This is a genomic window from Pseudomonas sp. BS3767, from assembly GCF_900099665.1.
Lineage (GTDB): Bacteria > Pseudomonadota > Gammaproteobacteria > Pseudomonadales > Pseudomonadaceae > Aquipseudomonas > Aquipseudomonas cerasi.
In genome coordinates this window covers 135044-151679 of the sequence record NZ_FNCX01000010.1, presented here as the reverse complement: position 1 = coordinate 151679, position 16636 = coordinate 135044, and the positions used below count along the sequence as shown (strand labels likewise).

Below are 16636 nucleotides of genomic sequence, written 5' to 3'. Positions count from 1 at the left end.
GCGCGTGAAAATCATCATTCTGGGTGCAGGACAGGTAGGCGGTACGCTGGCCGAGCATCTGGCGGGCGAAGCCAATGACATCACCGTGGTCGACACTGACGGCGACCGGTTGCGCGATCTGGGCGACCGCCTGGACATCCGCACCGTGCAGGGCAAAGGCTCCTACCCGGCGGTGTTGCGTCAGGCCGGCGCGGACGACGCCGACATGCTGGTCGCGGTGACCAGCAGCGACGAAGCCAACATGATCGCCTGTCAGGTTGCCCACACGCTGTTCCACACGCCGACCAAGATCGCGCGCATTCGTGAAGCGGCGTACCTGACACGCGCTGGCCTGTTCGATAAAAACGCGATCCCGGTCGACGTGCTGATCAGTCCGGAGCAGGTCGTCACCAACTACATCAAACGTCTGATCGAATACCCCGGTGCGCTGCAGGTGATCGACTTCGCCGAAGGCAAAGCGCAACTGGTCGCGGTCAAAGCCTATTACGGCGGCGCACTGGTCGGTCAGCCGTTGCGCCAGCTACGAGCGCACATGCCGAATGTCGAAACGCGCATCGCGGCGATCTATCGCCGCGACCGGGCGATACTGCCGCATGGCGACACGGTCATCGAAGCCGATGACGAGGTGTTTTTCATCGCCGCCAAGGCTGATATTCGTGCCGTGATGGGAGAGCTGCGGCGCCTGGACGAGAACTACAAACGTATCGTCATCGCCGGTGGCGGCAACATCGGCGAGCGTCTGGCTGAAGCCATCGAAAGCCGCTATCAGGTGAAGATCATCGAAGTGAGCCCGGCGCGCTGCCGCTATCTGTCGGAGCATCTGGACAGCACGGTGGTGCTGCAGGGCAGCTCATCGGACCGCGACCTGCTGCTGGAAGAAAACATCGGCAACACCGACCTGTTCCTGGCGCTGACCAACGACGATGAAGCCAACATCATGTCGTCGCTGCTGGCCAAGCGTCTGGGCGCGCGCAAGGTGATGACGCTGATCAATAACCCGGCCTACGTCGATCTGGTGCAGGGTGGCGAAATCGACGTTGCGGTCAGCCCGCAGTTGGCAACCATCGGCACGCTGCTGGCCCACGTGCGCCGTGGTGATATCGTCAGCGTGCATTCGCTGCGACGCGGTGCAGCCGAAGCCATCGAGATTGTCGCTCACGGCGACTCGAAATCCAGCAAGGTGGTGGGCCGCGCCATCAAGGACATCAACCTGCCGACCGGTACGGCAATCGGCGCAGTCATCCGCGACGAACAGGTGCTTATCGCCCATGACATCACCGTGATCGAATCCGGTGACCATGTGATCATGTTCCTTGTGGACAAGAAGTGCATCCGCGAGGTTGAGCGGCTGTTTCAGGTCGGCCTGAGCTTTTTCTGAACCGCTCCTGAACAGGGTGTGACCCTGACTGAACCTCTTGCCGACGCGCCCTGTCGGCAACGCTCGTCGACTCGGGCGAATTCTCTCTGAGCCCGTGCATCTCAGACACACGAGCTTCATGCCTGCACGGGCTTTATGAGAGAGAACGCACCCCATGTCCGAATCGGAAAATTCCCCGGCCCCGCTTCAAGGCTCACAGACTGACGGCACACCGGCGGGTGGCTGGCCTGCGCTCAGTGCGGTCAACAAGCACCTGTTGCACCAGCATGTGCTGATCAAGGGCAACCGCACACTGATGTCCATGAACAAGCCTGGCGGCTTCGATTGCCCCAGTTGCTCCTGGCCGGACCCGAAGAAACCGCACACCTTTGAATACTGTGAGAACGGTGCCAAGGCACTGGCCTGGGAATCGACCAGGAAACGCGTGACGCCCGAGTTCTTCGCCCGGCATACGGTCAGCGAACTGGCGACCTGGAGCGATCACGCGCTGGAAGCAGAAGGCCGTATTACCGAGCCGATGCGCTACGACGCTGCCAGTGACAAATACCTGCCCGTCACCTGGGACGAAGCGTTCGCCGAGATCGGCGCAGAGCTGCGCGGCCTGAGCGATCCGTGGAAACTGGAGCTGTACACCTCCGGACGCACGTCGAACGAAGCCGCCTTTCTGTATCAGCTGTTCGGTCGGCTGTACGGCATGGCCAACTTCCCTGACTGCTCGAATATGTGCCATGAAACCACCACTGCGGCGCTGCCCGAGTCGATCGGGGTCGGCAAAGGCACCACGACGCTGGAAGATTTCGAGAACGCCGACGCGATTTTTATCATCGGCCAGAACCCCGGGACCAACAGCCCGCGCATGATGTCCGAGCTGCACGCCGCCGCACGCCGGGGCGCAAGCATCATCTCGTTCAACCCGCTGCGGGAAAGGGCGCTGGTACGCTTTGCGGCGCCGCAGGACCCGCGCGACATGCTCAGTCTGCATGGGGTGGAAATCAGCTCGCAGTACCATCAGGTCAGGATCGGCGGCGACATGATCGCCCTGCAAGGCGTTTGCAAGGCCGTGATCGAAGCCGATGACGTGGCGCAGCGTGAAAACCTGCCGCGCGTCCTCGACGTGGCGTTCATTGAAGAACACACCCATGGCTTCGAGCAGTACGCCGATTATTGCCGACAGTTGCCCTGGGACATCATCGAGCGCCATTCGGGTCTGACGCGTCAGGCCATCGAAGAGGTGGCTGCGGTTTATAAGCGTTCGAAGGGAGTCATCTGCTGCTGGGGGATGGGCATCACTCAGCACAAGCGTGGCGGTGATGCCATGCAGCAGATCATCAACCTGCTGCTGTTGCGCGGCAACATCGGCAAGCTCGGTGCAGGGGCTTGCCCGGTGCGCGGGCATTCCAACGTACAGGGCGACAGGACGATGGGCATCTATGAAAAGGCCGGCGAACCGTTTCTGGCCAGCATGAGCAAGGTGTTCGGTTTTGAGGCGTCCAGAAAAAAAGGCCACGCCGTGGCCGAGACCTGCGAAGCCCTGTTGCGTGGCGAGGTGGAAGCACTCATTTCCATGGGCGGCAATTTCTTCCGCGCCATCCCGGACACCGATGTGATCTGCCCGACCGTCAGCCGCCTGAAAATGACGGTGCTGGTCAACACCAAGCTCAACCGCAGTGCGACGGTACATGGACAGAAGGCCTTTCTGCTGCCATGCGTGGCGCGTTCGGAACGCGACCTGCAGAACGGTGTGGCGCAAACCATTACGGTGGAGGACTCGATGTCGATGGTGCACGGCTCGACCGGCATGCTCGAGCCTGCGTCGAAACATCTGATTTCCGAAATCGCCATCATTGCCGGTATCGCCAAAGCGACGCTTGCGCCCAACCCCAAGGTGGACTGGGACAGCTACGTGGGTGACTACGCCAGGATTCGCGACAAGATCGAAGAAGTATTGCCCGAGCAGTTTTACGATTTCAATCAGCGCATCCTAGAACCCGGAGGTTTTCGATTGCCCAATGCCGCCAGTGAGCGCAAGTGGGACACCGAGTCGGGCAAGGCCAACTTCCTCTTTCCCGAAGGCATCTACGACGAAGACGACACGCCGCCGGGCGCCGAGCATCTGCAGTTGATGACGATCCGCAGCCATGACCAGTTCAACACCACGGTGTATTCCAACGACGACCGTTATCGGGACATCTTTGGCGACCGCATGGTGGTGATGCTCAACCCGCAGGACATCGAACGCCTGGGGCTGAAAGCCGGGGACTACATCGAGTTTCAGACGGCGCTCGACCCGACCACGGCGCGGCGTGCAGCGGGTTTCAAGGTCATACCCTACGACGTGCCGCAGGGTTGCTGCGCAGCGTATTACCCGGAAACCAACGGCCTGCTGCCACTGGCCAACCGGGATAAACATGGCAACACTCCTGCGGCCAAATCCATCCCGGTGAACCTGGTGCGGATGAGTCCGGAGGGCACTCAGGTGGCGCTGGAGCGGCGCGGGTTGATTGCGGCGGCCAGTTGAGGGAAACACTATCGTGCCCATGCTCCAGCGTGGGCACGCCGTTCCGGACGCTCTGCGTCCAGTCCTTTCTATCTAGTACCAGCGCGCTTCGCCTGGCGGGCGTTTCTTGAAGCGTTTCATGGTCCACATGTACTGGCTAGGGTAAGCCCGCACGTATTTCTCGACCACTTTGCTCATCGCCGCTGCCGAGGTTTCGGTGTCGGTGCTGTACATGGCTTCCGGAGCCGCTTCGAGTACCACTTTGTAACCCGAGCCGTCCGGCAGGCGCATGGCGTGCAGGAATACACCGACTGCCTTGCCGCCTGCCAGCATGTTCGGTACGAACTTGCTGGTCAGCGCCTGGGTGCCGCAGAAGGGCACGAAGATGCCCGCTGATTCGGCCGGCTCCGGATCGGCCGGAATACCCACCGAGCCGCCTTTGCGCACTTCCTTGATGACACTGAGAATGCCTTCCTTGGTCGACGCCGCAACCCGGTTGCCCAACTGCACACGCTGCTTGCGCAACAGGTCGTCCACGGCTTTCAGCTTGGGTGGACGATAGAAAATGATCGGCTTGCACTGGCTGCAATAGAAGTGATTGAGCACTTCCCAGTTGCCCAGGTGACTGGTGATGCCGACTACGCCCTTGCCGGACGCCAGCGCATCCTTGAGCACATCGAGCCCTTCGACTTCACGCACCAGGTCGATCGATTTCTGTGCTGGCCAGATCCACGCACAGGCGCTTTCGGTCAGGGTCTTGCCGATGTCCATCAGGCTGCGGCCAACGAGCTTTTCCAGCTCCGGCTCGCTCAACTCGGGGAAACACTTGGACAGGTTGATCCGTACCACTTCCCGCGAACGGTTGGGCAGCTTCCACATCAGCCAGCCAATCGCGGTGCCTGCCCACTGCACCGCGCGCCACGGCAACAGCGCAAACAATCGCAACGCCCCGACCATTACGGCGCCTTTGAACTTATCCACAGATGACTCCCAGATTCTCGAGGCGGGTAGTGTAACCGTCAGCGGCTCAGGATCGCATACCGATCGCAATCGACGGTGTGGTCCATGACCATGCCGCTGGCCTGCATGTAGGCATAACAGATGGTCGGGCCGACAAAGGTGAAACCGGCCTTTTTAAGTGCCTTGCTCATTGCTTCGGCCTCGGCGGTAATCGCCGGGACTTCGCTGCGATCCTTGAAGTGATTGATCTTCGGTGTACCGCCGACAAACGACCAGAGCAGCGCGACCGGGTCTTCCAGCGCCAGCCAGGCCCGCGCATTGGTGCGCACGGCCTTGAGCTTGAGGCGGTTGCGGATGATGCTCGGATCGAGCATCAGCGTCTCTATTTCGGCATCGCTCAACTGCGCCAGGCGCTCGACGTCAAAGCCGTGCAGCACTTCGCGATAACGCGCCCGCCGCTTGAGAATCGTGATCCACGACAGCCCGGCCTGGAACCCTTCGAGCAAAAGCAACTCGAAGAGCTTCTGCGCATCGCGCAGCGGCACTCCCCACTCCTGATCGTGATAAGCGATGTACAGGGGGTCTTCGTTGCACCAAAAGCAGCGTGTCATAGGGCTCCCAAGGAGTGGACGTGCGGCCGAATCGGGTATACTCCCGCTCTTTGAATCGCAGCCCAGCACAGGTGAAATTTGTGAGCCAGCCTACGCCAGCCGTGCGTACCTTCCAAGACTTGATCGTCGCCCTCCAGCAATACTGGGCAGAACAAGGTTGCGTGGTACTTCAGCCCTACGATATGGAAGTAGGCGCCGGCACGTTCCACACTGCCACGTTTCTGCGCGCCGTAGGCCCGGAAACCTGGAACGCCGCTTACGTACAGCCAAGCCGTCGCCCGACTGACGGCCGCTACGGCGAAAACCCGAACCGCCTGCAGCACTATTACCAGTTTCAGGTGATTCTCAAGCCGAACCCGGATAACTTCCAGGAACTGTACCTGGGCTCGCTCAAGCACATCGGCCTCGATCCGCTGGTGCATGACGTGCGCTTCGTCGAAGACAACTGGGAATCGCCGACGCTGGGCGCCTGGGGTCTGGGCTGGGAGATCTGGCTCAACGGCATGGAAGTCTCGCAGTTCACCTACTTCCAGCAGGTCGGTGGCCTGGAGTGCTACCCGGTCACCGGCGAAATCACGTATGGCCTTGAGCGTCTGGCGATGTACCAGCAGGGCGTGGACTCGGTCTACGATCTGGTCTGGGCTGACGGTCCGTTCGGCAAAGTGACCTACGGCGACGTGTTCCACCAGAACGAGGTGGAGCAGTCGACCTACAACTTCGAACACGCCAACGTCGACAAACTGTTCGAGCTGTTCGACTTCTACGAAAGCGAAGCCGCACGCCTGATCGAGCTGGAGCTGCCATTGCCCGGCTACGAAATGGTCCTCAAGGCCTCGCACACCTTCAACCTGCTGGATGCCCGTCGCGCGATTTCCGTGACGGCGCGTCAGCAGTACATCCTGCGCGTACGCACATTGGCCCGTTCGGTGGCTCAGGCCTACCTGCAGGCCCGCGCCCGTCTCGGCTTCCCGATGGCGCCGCCCGATCTACGCGATGAAGTGTTGGCCAAGCTGGAGGCAGCGCAATGAGTGCTCAAGATTTTCTGGTCGAACTGGGCACCGAAGAACTGCCACCCAAGACCCTCGTCTCGCTGGCCGATGCGTTTCTCGCCGGTATTGAAAAAGGCATCACAGGCGCAGGTCTGACCTACAGCGCCAAGCAGGTCTACGCAGCACCGCGTCGTCTGGCCGTGCTGATTACCGCACTGGCCACGCAACAACCGGATCGCAGCGTCAACCTCGACGGCCCGCCGCGTCAGGCAGCGTTCGATGCCGATGGTAACCCGACTCAGGCCGCCCTGGGCTTCGCCAAGAAGTGCGGCGTCGACCTGAGCGAAATCGATCAGAGCGGTCCGAAACTGCGTTACAGCCAGACTATCCTCGGCAAGCCAACCACGTCCCTGTTGCCGACCATCGTCGAAGACTCGCTGAACGACCTGCCGATTGCCAAGCGCATGCGCTGGGGTGCTCGCAAGGAAGAGTTCGTGCGGCCGACCCAGTGGCTGGTGATGCTGTTCGGTGATCAAGTGGTGGACTGCACGATCCTCGCCCAGAGCGCGGGTCGTCATTCGCGCGGTCATCGCTTCCATCATCCGCAAGACGTGCGCATTTCTTCGCCTGCCGGTTACCTCAGCGACCTGCGCGCCGCTCATGTGCTGGCCGACTTCAACGAACGTCGGCAGATCATCAGCAAGCGCGTCGACGAGCTGGCCACCCAACAGGAAGGCACCGCCATCGTGCCGCCAAGCCTGCTGGACGAAGTGGCCGGTCTGGTCGAATGGCCGGTTCCGCTGGTGTGTTCATTCGAAGAGCGCTTCCTGGAAGTCCCTCAGGAAGCCTTGATTACCACCATGCAGGACAACCAGAAATACTTCTGCCTGCTGGATGTCGACGGCAAGCTGCTGCCGCGCTTCATCACCGTGGCCAACATCGAGAGCAAGGACCCGGCACAGATCATCGCCGGTAACGAGAAGGTGGTTCGTCCACGCCTGACCGACGCCGAGTTCTTCTTCAAGCAGGACAAGAAGCAGAAGCTGGAAACCTTCAACGATCGCCTGAAGAACGTCGTGTTCCAGGCGCAGTTGGGCAGCGTGTTCGACAAGGCCGAGCGTGTGTCGAAACTGGCCGCTTACATCGCCCCCCGCATCGGCGGCGACGCCCAGCGTGCTGCGCGGGCCGGTCTGCTGTCCAAGTGCGACCTGTCGAGCGAGATGGTCGGCGAGTTTCCGGAAATGCAGGGCATTGCCGGTTACTACTACGCCAAGGCCGACGGCGAGCCTGAAGATGTCGCACTGGCGCTCAATGAGCAGTACATGCCGCGTGGCGCAGGTGCCGAACTGCCAACCACACTGACCGGTGCTGCGGTGGCAATTGCCGACAAGCTCGACACGCTGGTTGGCATCTTCGGGATCGGCATGCTGCCTACCGGCAGCAAGGACCCCTATGCACTGCGTCGTGCGGCACTGGGCATCCTGCGTATCCTGATCGAGAAGAAGCTCGATCTGAACCTGATCGAAACGGTGAAGTTCGCCGTCACGCAGTTCGGCGCGAAGATCAAGCCAGCCGGTCTGGCGGAACAGGTGCTCGACTTCATCTTCGATCGTCTGCGTGCGCGCTATGAAGACGAAGGCGTCGACGTGGCGGTGTACCTTTCGGTGCGTGCCCTGCAACCGGCTTCGGCGCTGGATTTCGATCAACGCGTCCAGGCAGTCCAAACCTTCCGCAAACTGCCACAGGCCGCAGCACTGGCCGCAGTGAACAAACGTGTATCGAACCTCTTGAGCAAGGCCGAGGGCAGCATTGCCCAGACCGTCGAGCCCAAGTATTTCGACAACGCCAACGAGTTCTCGCTGTACTCGGCCATCCAGCAGGCCGATCACGCGATCCAGCCGATGGCTGCCGAGCGTCAGTACAGCGAATCGCTGGCGCGTCTGGCGATGTTGCGTGAGCCGGTCGATGCGTTTTTCGAAGCCGTGATGGTCAACGCGGAAGACGCCAACGTGCGTGCCAACCGTTATGCCCTGTTGTCGCGTTTGCGCGGTCTGTTCCTCGGCGTCGCCGACATCTCGTTGCTGGGCTGACAAGGAGTCGCTGTGAAACTGCTGATACTTGACCGGGATGGCGTGATCAATCATGACTCCGACGCTTACATAAAGTCGGTGGCGGAGTGGCTGCCCATTCCTGGCTCGATCGAAGCTATCGCAGCGCTGAGCAAGGCCGGCTGGACGGTGGCCGTTGCCACCAACCAGTCCGGCATTGCCCGAGGTTATTATGATCTGGCCACTCTGGATGCCATGCACGTGCGCTTGCGCAAGCTGGTGGCAGAGCAGGGTGGCGAGGTCGGTTTGATCGTCTATTGCCCGCATGGGCCAGACGATGGCTGTACCTGCCGCAAGCCCAGACCCGGGATGCTGCAGGCTATCGCCCGTCATTACACCGTGGACCTCAAAGGTCTCTGGTTCGTGGGCGACAGCAAAGGTGACCTGCAGGCCGCACAAGCCGTCGATTCTCAGCCTGTGCTGGTGATGACCGGCAAAGGCCGCAAGACGATGGAAGGCGGAGTGCCGGCAGGCACGTTGATTTTTGACGATCTGGCGGCAGTTGCCGCAGAACTTATCCACAACAGCGCTCACTGAACAGTCAGCTCTTCAGGTTCAGGACGCTCAAGGAGCGGGCACCTGCCCGTACGGTAAACGTAACTATGTCGATCATGCAGGCAATCAGGACCTTCTTCTTCTACCTGTTGCTGGGCACCAGCTCGCTGTTGTGGTGCACGTTGAGTTTTTTCATTGCGCCTTTTCTGCCGTTCAAAGCCCGCTATCGCTTCATTAACGTCTATTGGTGCCGCTGCGCCATCTGGCTGACCAAGGTGTTCCTGAACATCAAGGTAGAAGTGACTGGCGCCGAAAACGTACCGAAAACCCCCTGCGTGATCATCTCCAACCACCAGAGCACCTGGGAGACGTTCTTTCTGTCGGCGTATTTCGAGCCGATGAGCCAGGTCCTCAAGCGTGAACTGCTGTATGTGCCGTTCTTTGGCTGGGCGATGGCAATGCTGCGCCCGATCGCCATTGACCGCGAAAACCCGAAAGCCGCACTCAGGGAGATTGCCAAGAAGGGCGACGAGTTGCTCAAGGATGGCGTCTGGGTATTGATCTTCCCGGAGGGCACACGCGTGCCTTACGGCCAGGTCGGCAAATTCTCTCGCGGCGGTACTGCACTGGCAGTGAACGCTGATCTGCCTGTGCTGCCGGTCGCGCACAACGCAGGCAAGTACTGGCCTCGCGACGGCTGGGCGAAAAAGCCAGGCACCATTCACGTGGTGATCGGCGAGCCGATGTACGCAGAGGGCTCAGGCCCACGTGCCATCGCTGCGTTGAATGAGCGCGTTCAGACCTGGAATGAGGATACGCAACGGGCGATGGGCTCGCCTGCTGTACCTGTTGCAACTCCCGAAAAAGTCCCGGCGTGATTTTGTGGATAACCTGTGTACGGTTTTTTTGAAACCGCGCAAAAAGACGATCTAACCTGCTAATTCATATACATATTTTTTCAGGCTATAAAAACCGGAAAAACGTGCATAAGTTTTGATGATGTATCAGAAACCGACCTTTAAAAGGTCGGTTTTTTTATGCGCAACGCGTCGGTGAAGCCTCAAGCCGATATTGCCGTGCAGGCACTCCGAAGCGCTGGCGGAAGACTCTGCTGAAGTAAGCGACATCACTGAATCCCCAACGCCAGGCGATCTCACTGATCTGTCGATTGGCGAGTAATGGCTCGCGCAGGTCACTGGCGCAGCGTTGCAACCGAGAGGCCAGCAGGTAACGTCCGAACGAGGTCTGTTCATCCTGAAACAAGCTGCTGATATAGCGCGTACTGACTCCGAACCGGACGCTGACACTGGCCAGAGACAGTTTTGTATCTGCCAGGTTGGCCTGGATATGATCCTTGATGCGCAGCAGCAAGCCACTGCGTCTTGAACCTTGTGCCTGCCCTTCGACCCGTTCGGACAACGCCATTGCCAGCAAGTCCAGCCCTTGTTCGGTTATCCGCGCCTGTTGTGATTCGCCTACCCGGTTCTCGAGTGCAGCCAGGCCGGTAAAAAAGTCGAAGACCAGTCCATTGAGCGGGTCATCGCGAGACAGTGATAACGCAGTCAGATACTCCAGATTACACAGACGCTGCTGCAGGCTGTTGCGCGGGATTTGCACCACAGTCTGTCTGAAAGCACTGTCGAAGTGCAGCCGGTAGGGGCGACGAGTGTCGTAGATGGCAAAGTCGCCGACCTCCAATAGCGCTTCGCGCCCCTCTTGAGAAACCTGCGCCCGGCCTTCAAGCGCCAGACTCACCAATACGAACTCGTCGTCACTACGCGAAATACTCGAGGTATCTCGGACGACTGTCTGACTGCAGGCCTGCACCTCTACCAAGGCCAGTCCTGCAATGCTGTGCGAGCGCTAACGACCGTGGAAATTTTGTCGATCCGAGAAGGCACATTCCAGCGGCACGAAGGTACTGCACACCACTTCCTGCCAGAACTTTGCTCGTTCCTGCACAGCAATACTGTTTGTGTCGAAATAAATGCTCATCGCGTTCAACCTGCATTTCGATGCGTCAAGCCAACCGCCATGCAAGTCTGAAACCATTCCTGTCGGCCTGTCCGTTCCAGTCAAAAAGCCGTTCCTTTTCGTCCTAATACCGTCGCCAGAAAAGCCCATAGCCTGTGGCCATCCAACAGCCACTTGAGTTTTTGACGATGAAAGAGCCCTTGAAAGTCGCCTGTGTACAGGCCGCGCCGGTATTCCTGAATCTGGACGCCACCGTAGACAAGACCATCGCCCTGATGGAGCAGGCGGCAGCCGCCGGAGCCCGCCTGATTGCATTCCCCGAAACGTGGATTCCGGGCTATCCGTGGTTTTTGTGGCTGGACGCACCGGCCTGGAACATGCCACTGGTGCAGCGCTATCACCAGCAGTCTCTGGTACTGGACAGCGCCCAGGCCCGGCGTATCAGCGATGCGGCTCGCCATCTCGGTCTCTATGTGGTGCTGGGTTACAGCGAGCGACACAAAGCGTCGCTGTATATAGGTCAGTGGATCATCGACGATCGCGGTGAAACGGTTGGCGTGCGTCGCAAGCTCAAGGCTACCCATGTAGAACGTACGATGTTCGGCGAAGGCGACGGCGCCTCATTGCGTACGTTTGAAACGCCTGTCGGCGTTCTGGGCGCGCTTTGCTGCTGGGAGCACCTGCAACCGCTTTCCAAGTACGCCATGTATGCGCAGAACGAACAGATCCACGTCGCCGCCTGGCCGAGCTTCAGCCTGTACCGCAATGCCACAAGCGCCTTGGGGCCTGAGGTCAATACTGCGGCTTCGCGGGTTTATGCCGCAGAGGGGCAGTGCTTCGTCCTCGCACCCTGTGCAATCGTTTCCTCTGAAATGATCGAGATGCTCTGCGACAGTGACGCCAAGCGCAGCCTGTTGCAGGCCGGTGGCGGGCACGCACGCATTTTCGGTCCGGACGGAAGTGATCTGGCAACTCCGCTGGGCGAACATGAGGAAGGCCTGCTCTACGCAACACTTGATCCAGCCGCATTGACCTTCGCCAAGGTAGCAGCCGACCCGACTGGACATTACTCACGTCCCGACGTCACTCGTCTGATGTTCAATCCGAATCCCACCCCATGTGTAGTCGATCTACCAGGCCTGCCGATCAGCAGCGAGTGCATCGAGTTGCTTCAGCCTGACATCGCGCTGGAGGTGTGACATGCATTCAGCCATTCCTGAACATCTGCGCAAGCCGCGTAAGCTGAACAGCAATCTGCCCGAGGGGTATCAACCACCTTTTCCTGCATGGTCCGCGCGTTTCGATCCGCTGGCAGGGCAGGTGGTGATGGCTTATTTCGGCGTCCAGTCCTTGCATCCGGTAGGTCTGCCAGAACTGGCAGCGATAACCACTCGGTTCGATAGCGACTCAGGACCGCGGTATTGGGACAGCGCACGTTGCGTGGACGCCGATGGTTTCCATACCTGCATAGCCATCGCTTACTGGCACGACGTGGACGCTTTCAATCAGTGGCGCAACAGCTCGGGTTTCGCGCACTGGTGGCAAGACCCGGCTCGTGAAACCGGCCCACTGGGATGGTTCCTCGAGGTCGTCTGCCCGAGTGCCGAGCGTTTCGAAACATTGTTTTCCGCGCCGGATGTACCTGAAGGCGTTACGCATCTGGCCAGTCACATGAGTGAACCTATTCAGGAACACGCGTACTGGGGCAGTTCCCGCGATCGCATCCCTCTGGCCCAGACCGATGCACTGACAGGCAGCAGCAATCCTTCCAGTGCGAACGCGCTGTGCGTCGGCAGGGTGCGTATGTCGGGGCGCGATAACCTGTGCCTGATTCGATCCGGACAGGACTGGAGCAGCACCACCGGACAGGAACGCGATAGGTATCTGAACGACATACAACCCGTGCTACAGCGCGGCATGACGTTTCTGCGCGACGAAGGCGCCACTGTCGGCTGCCTGAGCTGTCGCTTCATGCAAGCGCTGGACAGCGACACCGGCGAACCCTTGGAGAAGAGTTTTGGCCTCGCCTGGTTCGATGACCTGAGTAACCTGGAGCGCTGGGCAAAGACTCATCCCACTCATGTGGCGATCTTCGGCGGCTTCATGCAGTACGTACAGACCCTTAACTTTCAGGTCCAGTTGCGCCTCTACCACGAGATCGCAGTGATCCCCAGTGAGGCCCAGTATTTCGAATACCTCAACTGCCATCCGGGCAGTGGCTTGCTCAGCCGCTGATACGCATCATCCTTGAGGAAGCAGATCATGCAACGACTCACCCTGATTACCCGTTCAGCGCTGGCCATCTCTACCTTGCCGTGTTGGTCGACCACCACCCATGCGCTGGAAATCACCGCAGGCGATTATGAGCCGCTACCTGCCGGCATGAACGCTTTGCTGGTTTATGCACAGCATGCCGAAAGCTCGGACTTCTACAGCAACGGTCACAAGGTCTCGGACGATTTTCGGCTCAAGACCGATGTCAGCCTGCTTCGCTATATCCACTCGTTTGCGCTGGGCAACAACGCGGTGATAGAGCCACAGTTCATCCTGCCTTATGGACATCTGAAGGCTGGTGGTGAGGCAAGCGCACTTGGCCAGACTACCGGCACTGGTGATCTGATTCTAGGCGCACCGGTAAAGTGGACCTTGGCCACCGACAATAAGGATGTCTTTTCCGTGGCGCCTTACCTTTATTTGCCTACCGGCAGTTACGAAAACGACGACGCACTCAATCTGGGTGAAAGCCGCTGGCGGCTCTTGTTGCAAGCTGCCTATATCCACCATTTCAATGCAAGATGGGCGCTGGACACCGCTGCGGATGTGTCATGGTTCAGCCATAACGATGATTACGGTCCAGGCAGTAATACACTGGAACAGAAGGCCCGTTACGAATACCAGGCTTACCTGAGCTACAACCTTTCGCCGCAAACCCGGTTTGCCGTGGGTGGGGGTTATATCGATGGCGGTGAAAACCGGGTGGGTGGCGTCAGCCAGGATGATCGGCTGAGCACTGCCTATCTGCGTTTGAGTGCTACTCATATGCTGACCCCGACGATTCAGGTCCAGGCGGTACTCGGCAAGGATCTGGAAGTGGAGGAGGGGTTCCGGGAGAAGGCACGTTTGAATCTGCGACTGGCGAAACTGTTTTAGAGCACAAACAAAAACCCCGGCTTTCGCCGGGGTTGATGTTTGCTCATACGCTCATCAGAAGTCCAGGTTGGACACTGCCAGCGCATTACTCTCAATGAAGTCACGGCGTGGTTCGACCGCATCACCCATAAGGGTGTTGAAGATCTGGTCAGCGCCAATGGCGTCTTCGATGGTCACTTTCAGCATGCGACGCACACTCGGGTCCATGGTGGTTTCCCACAGTTGGTCCGGGTTCATCTCACCCAGACCTTTGTAGCGCTGGATGGTGTGGCGCTTGGTGCTTTCGGCCATCAGCCAGGCAAGGGCTTCCTTGAACTCGGTGACGGGCTTCTTGCGCTCGCCACGTTGCACGTAGGCACCTTCTTCCAGAAGCGTGCTGATCTGCGCGCCCAGAGCGGTAACGGTCTTGTAGTCGTTGCTGCCGAAGAAGTCGCGGTTGAAAGTGACGTAGTTCGACAGGCCGTGGGAGATCAGTTCGACCTCTGGCAGCCAGACGTTACGTTCACGGTCTTCACGCAGGCTGGCCTTGTAGACCAGACCTGACTTCTCACCGGTACGCAGACGCGCATCGAACAGTGCCAGCCAGGCCTGCATGCCCTCGTGATCAGACAGCTGCTCAAGCGTGATCGGCGGCAGGTAGACGAAGTGCTCGGTCAGTTCCTGTGGGTACAGACGCGACAGGCGCTTGAGCGTCTTCATGACCATGCGGAAGTCATTGACCAGCTTCTCCAGCGCGGTACCGGAGATACCCGGAGCCGATTCGCTAAGGTGAAGGCTGGCGTCTTCAAGGGCCGATTGGGTCATGTATTCTTCCATGGCCTCGTCGTCCTTGATGTACTGCTCCTGCTTACCTTTCTTGACCTTGTACAGTGGCGGCTGAGCGATGTAGATGTAGCCACGCTCGATCAGCTCGGGCAACTGACGGAAGAAGAAGGTCAGCAGCAGGGTACGGATGTGCGAGCCGTCGACGTCAGCATCGGTCATGATGATGATGTTGTGATAACGCAACTTGTCGATGTTGTACTCTTCACGGCCAATACCGCAGCCCAGCGCAGTGATCAAGGTGCCCACTTCCTGCGAAGAGATCATCTTGTCGAAACGCGCTTTTTCAACGTTCAGGATCTTGCCCTTGAGCGGCAGGATGGCCTGGGTTCTACGATTACGCCCCTGCTTGGCTGATCCGCCAGCAGAGTCCCCTTCCACCAGGTACAGTTCGGAGAGGGCAGGGTCTTTTTCCTGGCAGTCCGCCAGTTTGCCGGGCAGGCCAGCGATATCCAGCGCGCCTTTACGACGAGTCATCTCACGCGCCTTGCGCGCAGCTTCCCGGGCACGGGCTGCGTCGATCATCTTGCCGACAACTGCTTTGGCTTCGTTCGGGTTTTCCAATAGGAAGTCGGAGAAGTACTTGCCCATTTCCTGTTCGACAGCCGTTTTGACTTCAGAGGAAACCAGCTTGTCCTTGGTCTGCGAGCTGAACTTGGGATCAGGCACCTTGACCGAAATGATCGCAGTCAGACCTTCACGCGCATCGTCGCCGGTGGTCGCGACCTTGTGCTTCTTGGCCAGACCTTCCTGCTCGATGTAGTTGTTCAGGTTACGCGTCAGCGCAGAACGGAAACCCACCAGGTGAGTACCGCCATCACGCTGCGGAATGTTGTTGGTGAAACACAGCAGGTTCTCGTTGAAGCTGTCGTTCCACTGCAGCGCAATCTCGACACCAATGCCGTCGTCGCGTTGAATATTGAAGTGGAACACCTGATTGACCGGCGTCTTGTTGGTGTTCAGGTATTCAACGAATGCACGCAGACCACCTTCATATTTGAACAGCTCTTCCTTACCGCTACGTTCGTCCTTGAGGACAATGCCGACACCGGAGTTAAGGAAGGACAGTTCGCGAATCCGCTTGGCCAGGATGTCCCAGCTGAAGTGGATATTCTTGAACGTTTCAGCGGAAGGCTTGAAGTGGATCTGGGTGCCCGTGGTGTCACTTTCACCGACGATTTTCATCGGTTCCTGTGGAACACCGTGCACGTAAGTCTGCTCCCAGATCTTGCCGCTGCGACGAACCGTCAGCAACAGAATTTCTGAAAGGGCATTAACAACAGATACACCTACACCGTGCAAACCGCCGGATACCTTGTAGGAGTTGTCATCGAACTTACCGCCAGCGTGGAGCACGGTCATGATGACCTCGGCTGCCGACACGCCTTCTTCTTTATGCACGTCTACCGGAATACCGCGGCCGTTGTCGCGCACGGTGATAGATTCGTCTGGATGGATGATGATGCTGATGTCGTCGCAATGGCCTGCCAATGCTTCGTCGATCGAGTTATCAACCACCTCGAACACCATGTGGTGCAGACCGCTGCCATCGTCTGTATCACCGATGTACATTCCGGGACGCTTGCGTACGGCATCAAGTCCTTTCAGCACCTTAATGCTGGACGAGTCGTACGTTTGGTTTTCGCTCATGC

Annotated in this window: 12 protein-coding genes and 1 pseudogene; 9 read left to right on the top strand and 4 right to left on the bottom strand. The window is 59.0% G+C overall.

Annotated features, from left to right (window positions below; translation table 11 throughout):
• Positions 1–4: 4 nt before the first annotated feature.
• Both trkA and BLR16_RS24235 read left to right on the top strand, forming a co-directional pair.
• Positions 5–1378, top strand: coding sequence for a Trk system potassium transporter TrkA (gene trkA, locus BLR16_RS24240; RefSeq protein ID WP_003367803.1), 1374 nt, complete (start codon positions 5–7; stop codon positions 1376–1378).
• A 154-nt stretch (positions 1379–1532) separates the two neighbouring features.
• Positions 1533–3896, top strand: coding sequence for an FdhF/YdeP family oxidoreductase (locus BLR16_RS24235; protein WP_074809038.1), 2364 nt, complete (start codon positions 1533–1535; stop codon positions 3894–3896).
• A 72-nt stretch (positions 3897–3968) separates the two neighbouring features.
• On the opposite strand, the gene BLR16_RS24230 is transcribed toward BLR16_RS24235, so the two are convergent.
• On the bottom strand, positions 3969–4856 hold the full coding sequence (locus tag BLR16_RS24230) for a lysophospholipid acyltransferase (RefSeq protein ID WP_074809036.1): 888 nt from the start codon (positions 4854–4856) through the stop codon (positions 3969–3971).
• A 38-nt stretch (positions 4857–4894) separates the two neighbouring features.
• The gene (locus BLR16_RS24225; RefSeq protein WP_003432729.1) at positions 4895–5446 is read right to left on the bottom strand and encodes a DNA-3-methyladenine glycosylase I; all 552 of its coding nucleotides are present in this window, start codon (positions 5444–5446) and stop codon (positions 4895–4897) included.
• 80 nt (positions 5447–5526) lie between these two features.
• Here BLR16_RS24225 and glyQ point away from each other — a divergent pair, with 80 nt between their 5' ends.
• The 4 genes from glyQ to BLR16_RS24205 all read left to right on the top strand — a co-directional run bounded on the left by glyQ (position 5527) and on the right by BLR16_RS24205 (position 9916).
• A complete protein-coding gene (gene glyQ, locus BLR16_RS24220; protein WP_074809034.1) occupies positions 5527–6474 on the top strand; it encodes a glycine--tRNA ligase subunit alpha in 948 nt (315 codons plus the stop codon).
• The gene (gene glyS / locus BLR16_RS24215; RefSeq protein ID WP_065348745.1) at positions 6471–8525 is read left to right on the top strand and encodes a glycine--tRNA ligase subunit beta; all 2055 of its coding nucleotides are present in this window, start codon (positions 6471–6473) and stop codon (positions 8523–8525) included. The genes glyQ and glyS overlap by 4 nt, the downstream gene beginning before the upstream one ends.
• Before the next feature lie 12 nt (positions 8526–8537).
• Complete coding sequence (gene gmhB / locus BLR16_RS24210) at positions 8538–9080, top strand: D-glycero-beta-D-manno-heptose 1,7-bisphosphate 7-phosphatase (protein ID WP_003367814.1); 543 nt, start codon at positions 8538–8540, stop codon at positions 9078–9080.
• A 65-nt stretch (positions 9081–9145) separates the two neighbouring features.
• Positions 9146–9916: a lysophospholipid acyltransferase family protein gene (locus BLR16_RS24205; RefSeq protein WP_003432732.1), complete on the top strand. Its 771-nt coding sequence runs from the start codon at positions 9146–9148 to the stop codon at positions 9914–9916.
• 157 nt (positions 9917–10073) lie between these two features.
• Here BLR16_RS24205 and BLR16_RS24200 read toward each other — a convergent pair.
• Positions 10074–11033: pseudogene (locus BLR16_RS24200) on the bottom strand (helix-turn-helix domain-containing protein).
• Positions 11034–11200: 167 nt separating this feature from the next.
• Between BLR16_RS24200 and BLR16_RS24195 the strand changes: the two are divergent.
• From BLR16_RS24195 to BLR16_RS24185, 3 genes are read left to right on the top strand one after another with little or no spacing between them, the layout of a single operon-like run.
• A complete protein-coding gene (locus tag BLR16_RS24195; RefSeq protein WP_058398190.1) occupies positions 11201–12211 on the top strand; it encodes a nitrilase in 1011 nt (336 codons plus the stop codon).
• A 1-nt stretch (position 12212) separates the two neighbouring features.
• Positions 12213–13247: a phenylacetaldoxime dehydratase family protein gene (locus tag BLR16_RS24190; RefSeq protein ID WP_074809031.1), complete on the top strand. Its 1035-nt coding sequence runs from the start codon at positions 12213–12215 to the stop codon at positions 13245–13247.
• Positions 13248–13274: 27 nt separating this feature from the next.
• A complete protein-coding gene (locus BLR16_RS24185) occupies positions 13275–14162 on the top strand; it encodes a transporter (protein ID WP_074809030.1) in 888 nt (295 codons plus the stop codon).
• 54 nt (positions 14163–14216) lie between these two features.
• Here the strand turns inward: BLR16_RS24185 and gyrB are convergent, their stop codons facing one another.
• The gene (gene gyrB / locus BLR16_RS24180) at positions 14217–16634 is read right to left on the bottom strand and encodes a DNA topoisomerase (ATP-hydrolyzing) subunit B (RefSeq protein ID WP_003432737.1); all 2418 of its coding nucleotides are present in this window, start codon (positions 16632–16634) and stop codon (positions 14217–14219) included.
• Between the last annotated feature and the right edge of the window lie 2 nt (positions 16635–16636).

What these genes read in the sequence shown, in the direction of transcription:
- BLR16_RS24235 (WP_074809038.1), top strand. Translation starts at nt 1,533, where the DNA reads ATGTCCGAATCGGAAAATTCCCCGGCCCCGCTTCAAGGCTCACAGACT.
- BLR16_RS24225 (WP_003432729.1), bottom strand. Translation starts at nt 5,446, where the DNA reads ATGACACGCTGCTTTTGGTGCAACGAAGACCCCCTGTACATCGCTTAT.
- glyS (WP_065348745.1), top strand. Translation starts at nt 6,471, where the DNA reads ATGAGTGCTCAAGATTTTCTGGTCGAACTGGGCACCGAAGAACTGCCA.
- BLR16_RS24205 (WP_003432732.1), top strand. Translation starts at nt 9,146, where the DNA reads ATGTCGATCATGCAGGCAATCAGGACCTTCTTCTTCTACCTGTTGCTG.
- BLR16_RS24195 (WP_058398190.1), top strand. Translation starts at nt 11,201, where the DNA reads ATGAAAGAGCCCTTGAAAGTCGCCTGTGTACAGGCCGCGCCGGTATTC.
- BLR16_RS24190 (WP_074809031.1), top strand. Translation starts at nt 12,213, where the DNA reads ATGCATTCAGCCATTCCTGAACATCTGCGCAAGCCGCGTAAGCTGAAC.
- BLR16_RS24185 (WP_074809030.1), top strand. Translation starts at nt 13,275, where the DNA reads ATGCAACGACTCACCCTGATTACCCGTTCAGCGCTGGCCATCTCTACC.
- gyrB (WP_003432737.1), bottom strand. Translation starts at nt 16,634, where the DNA reads ATGAGCGAAAACCAAACGTACGACTCGTCCAGCATTAAGGTGCTGAAA.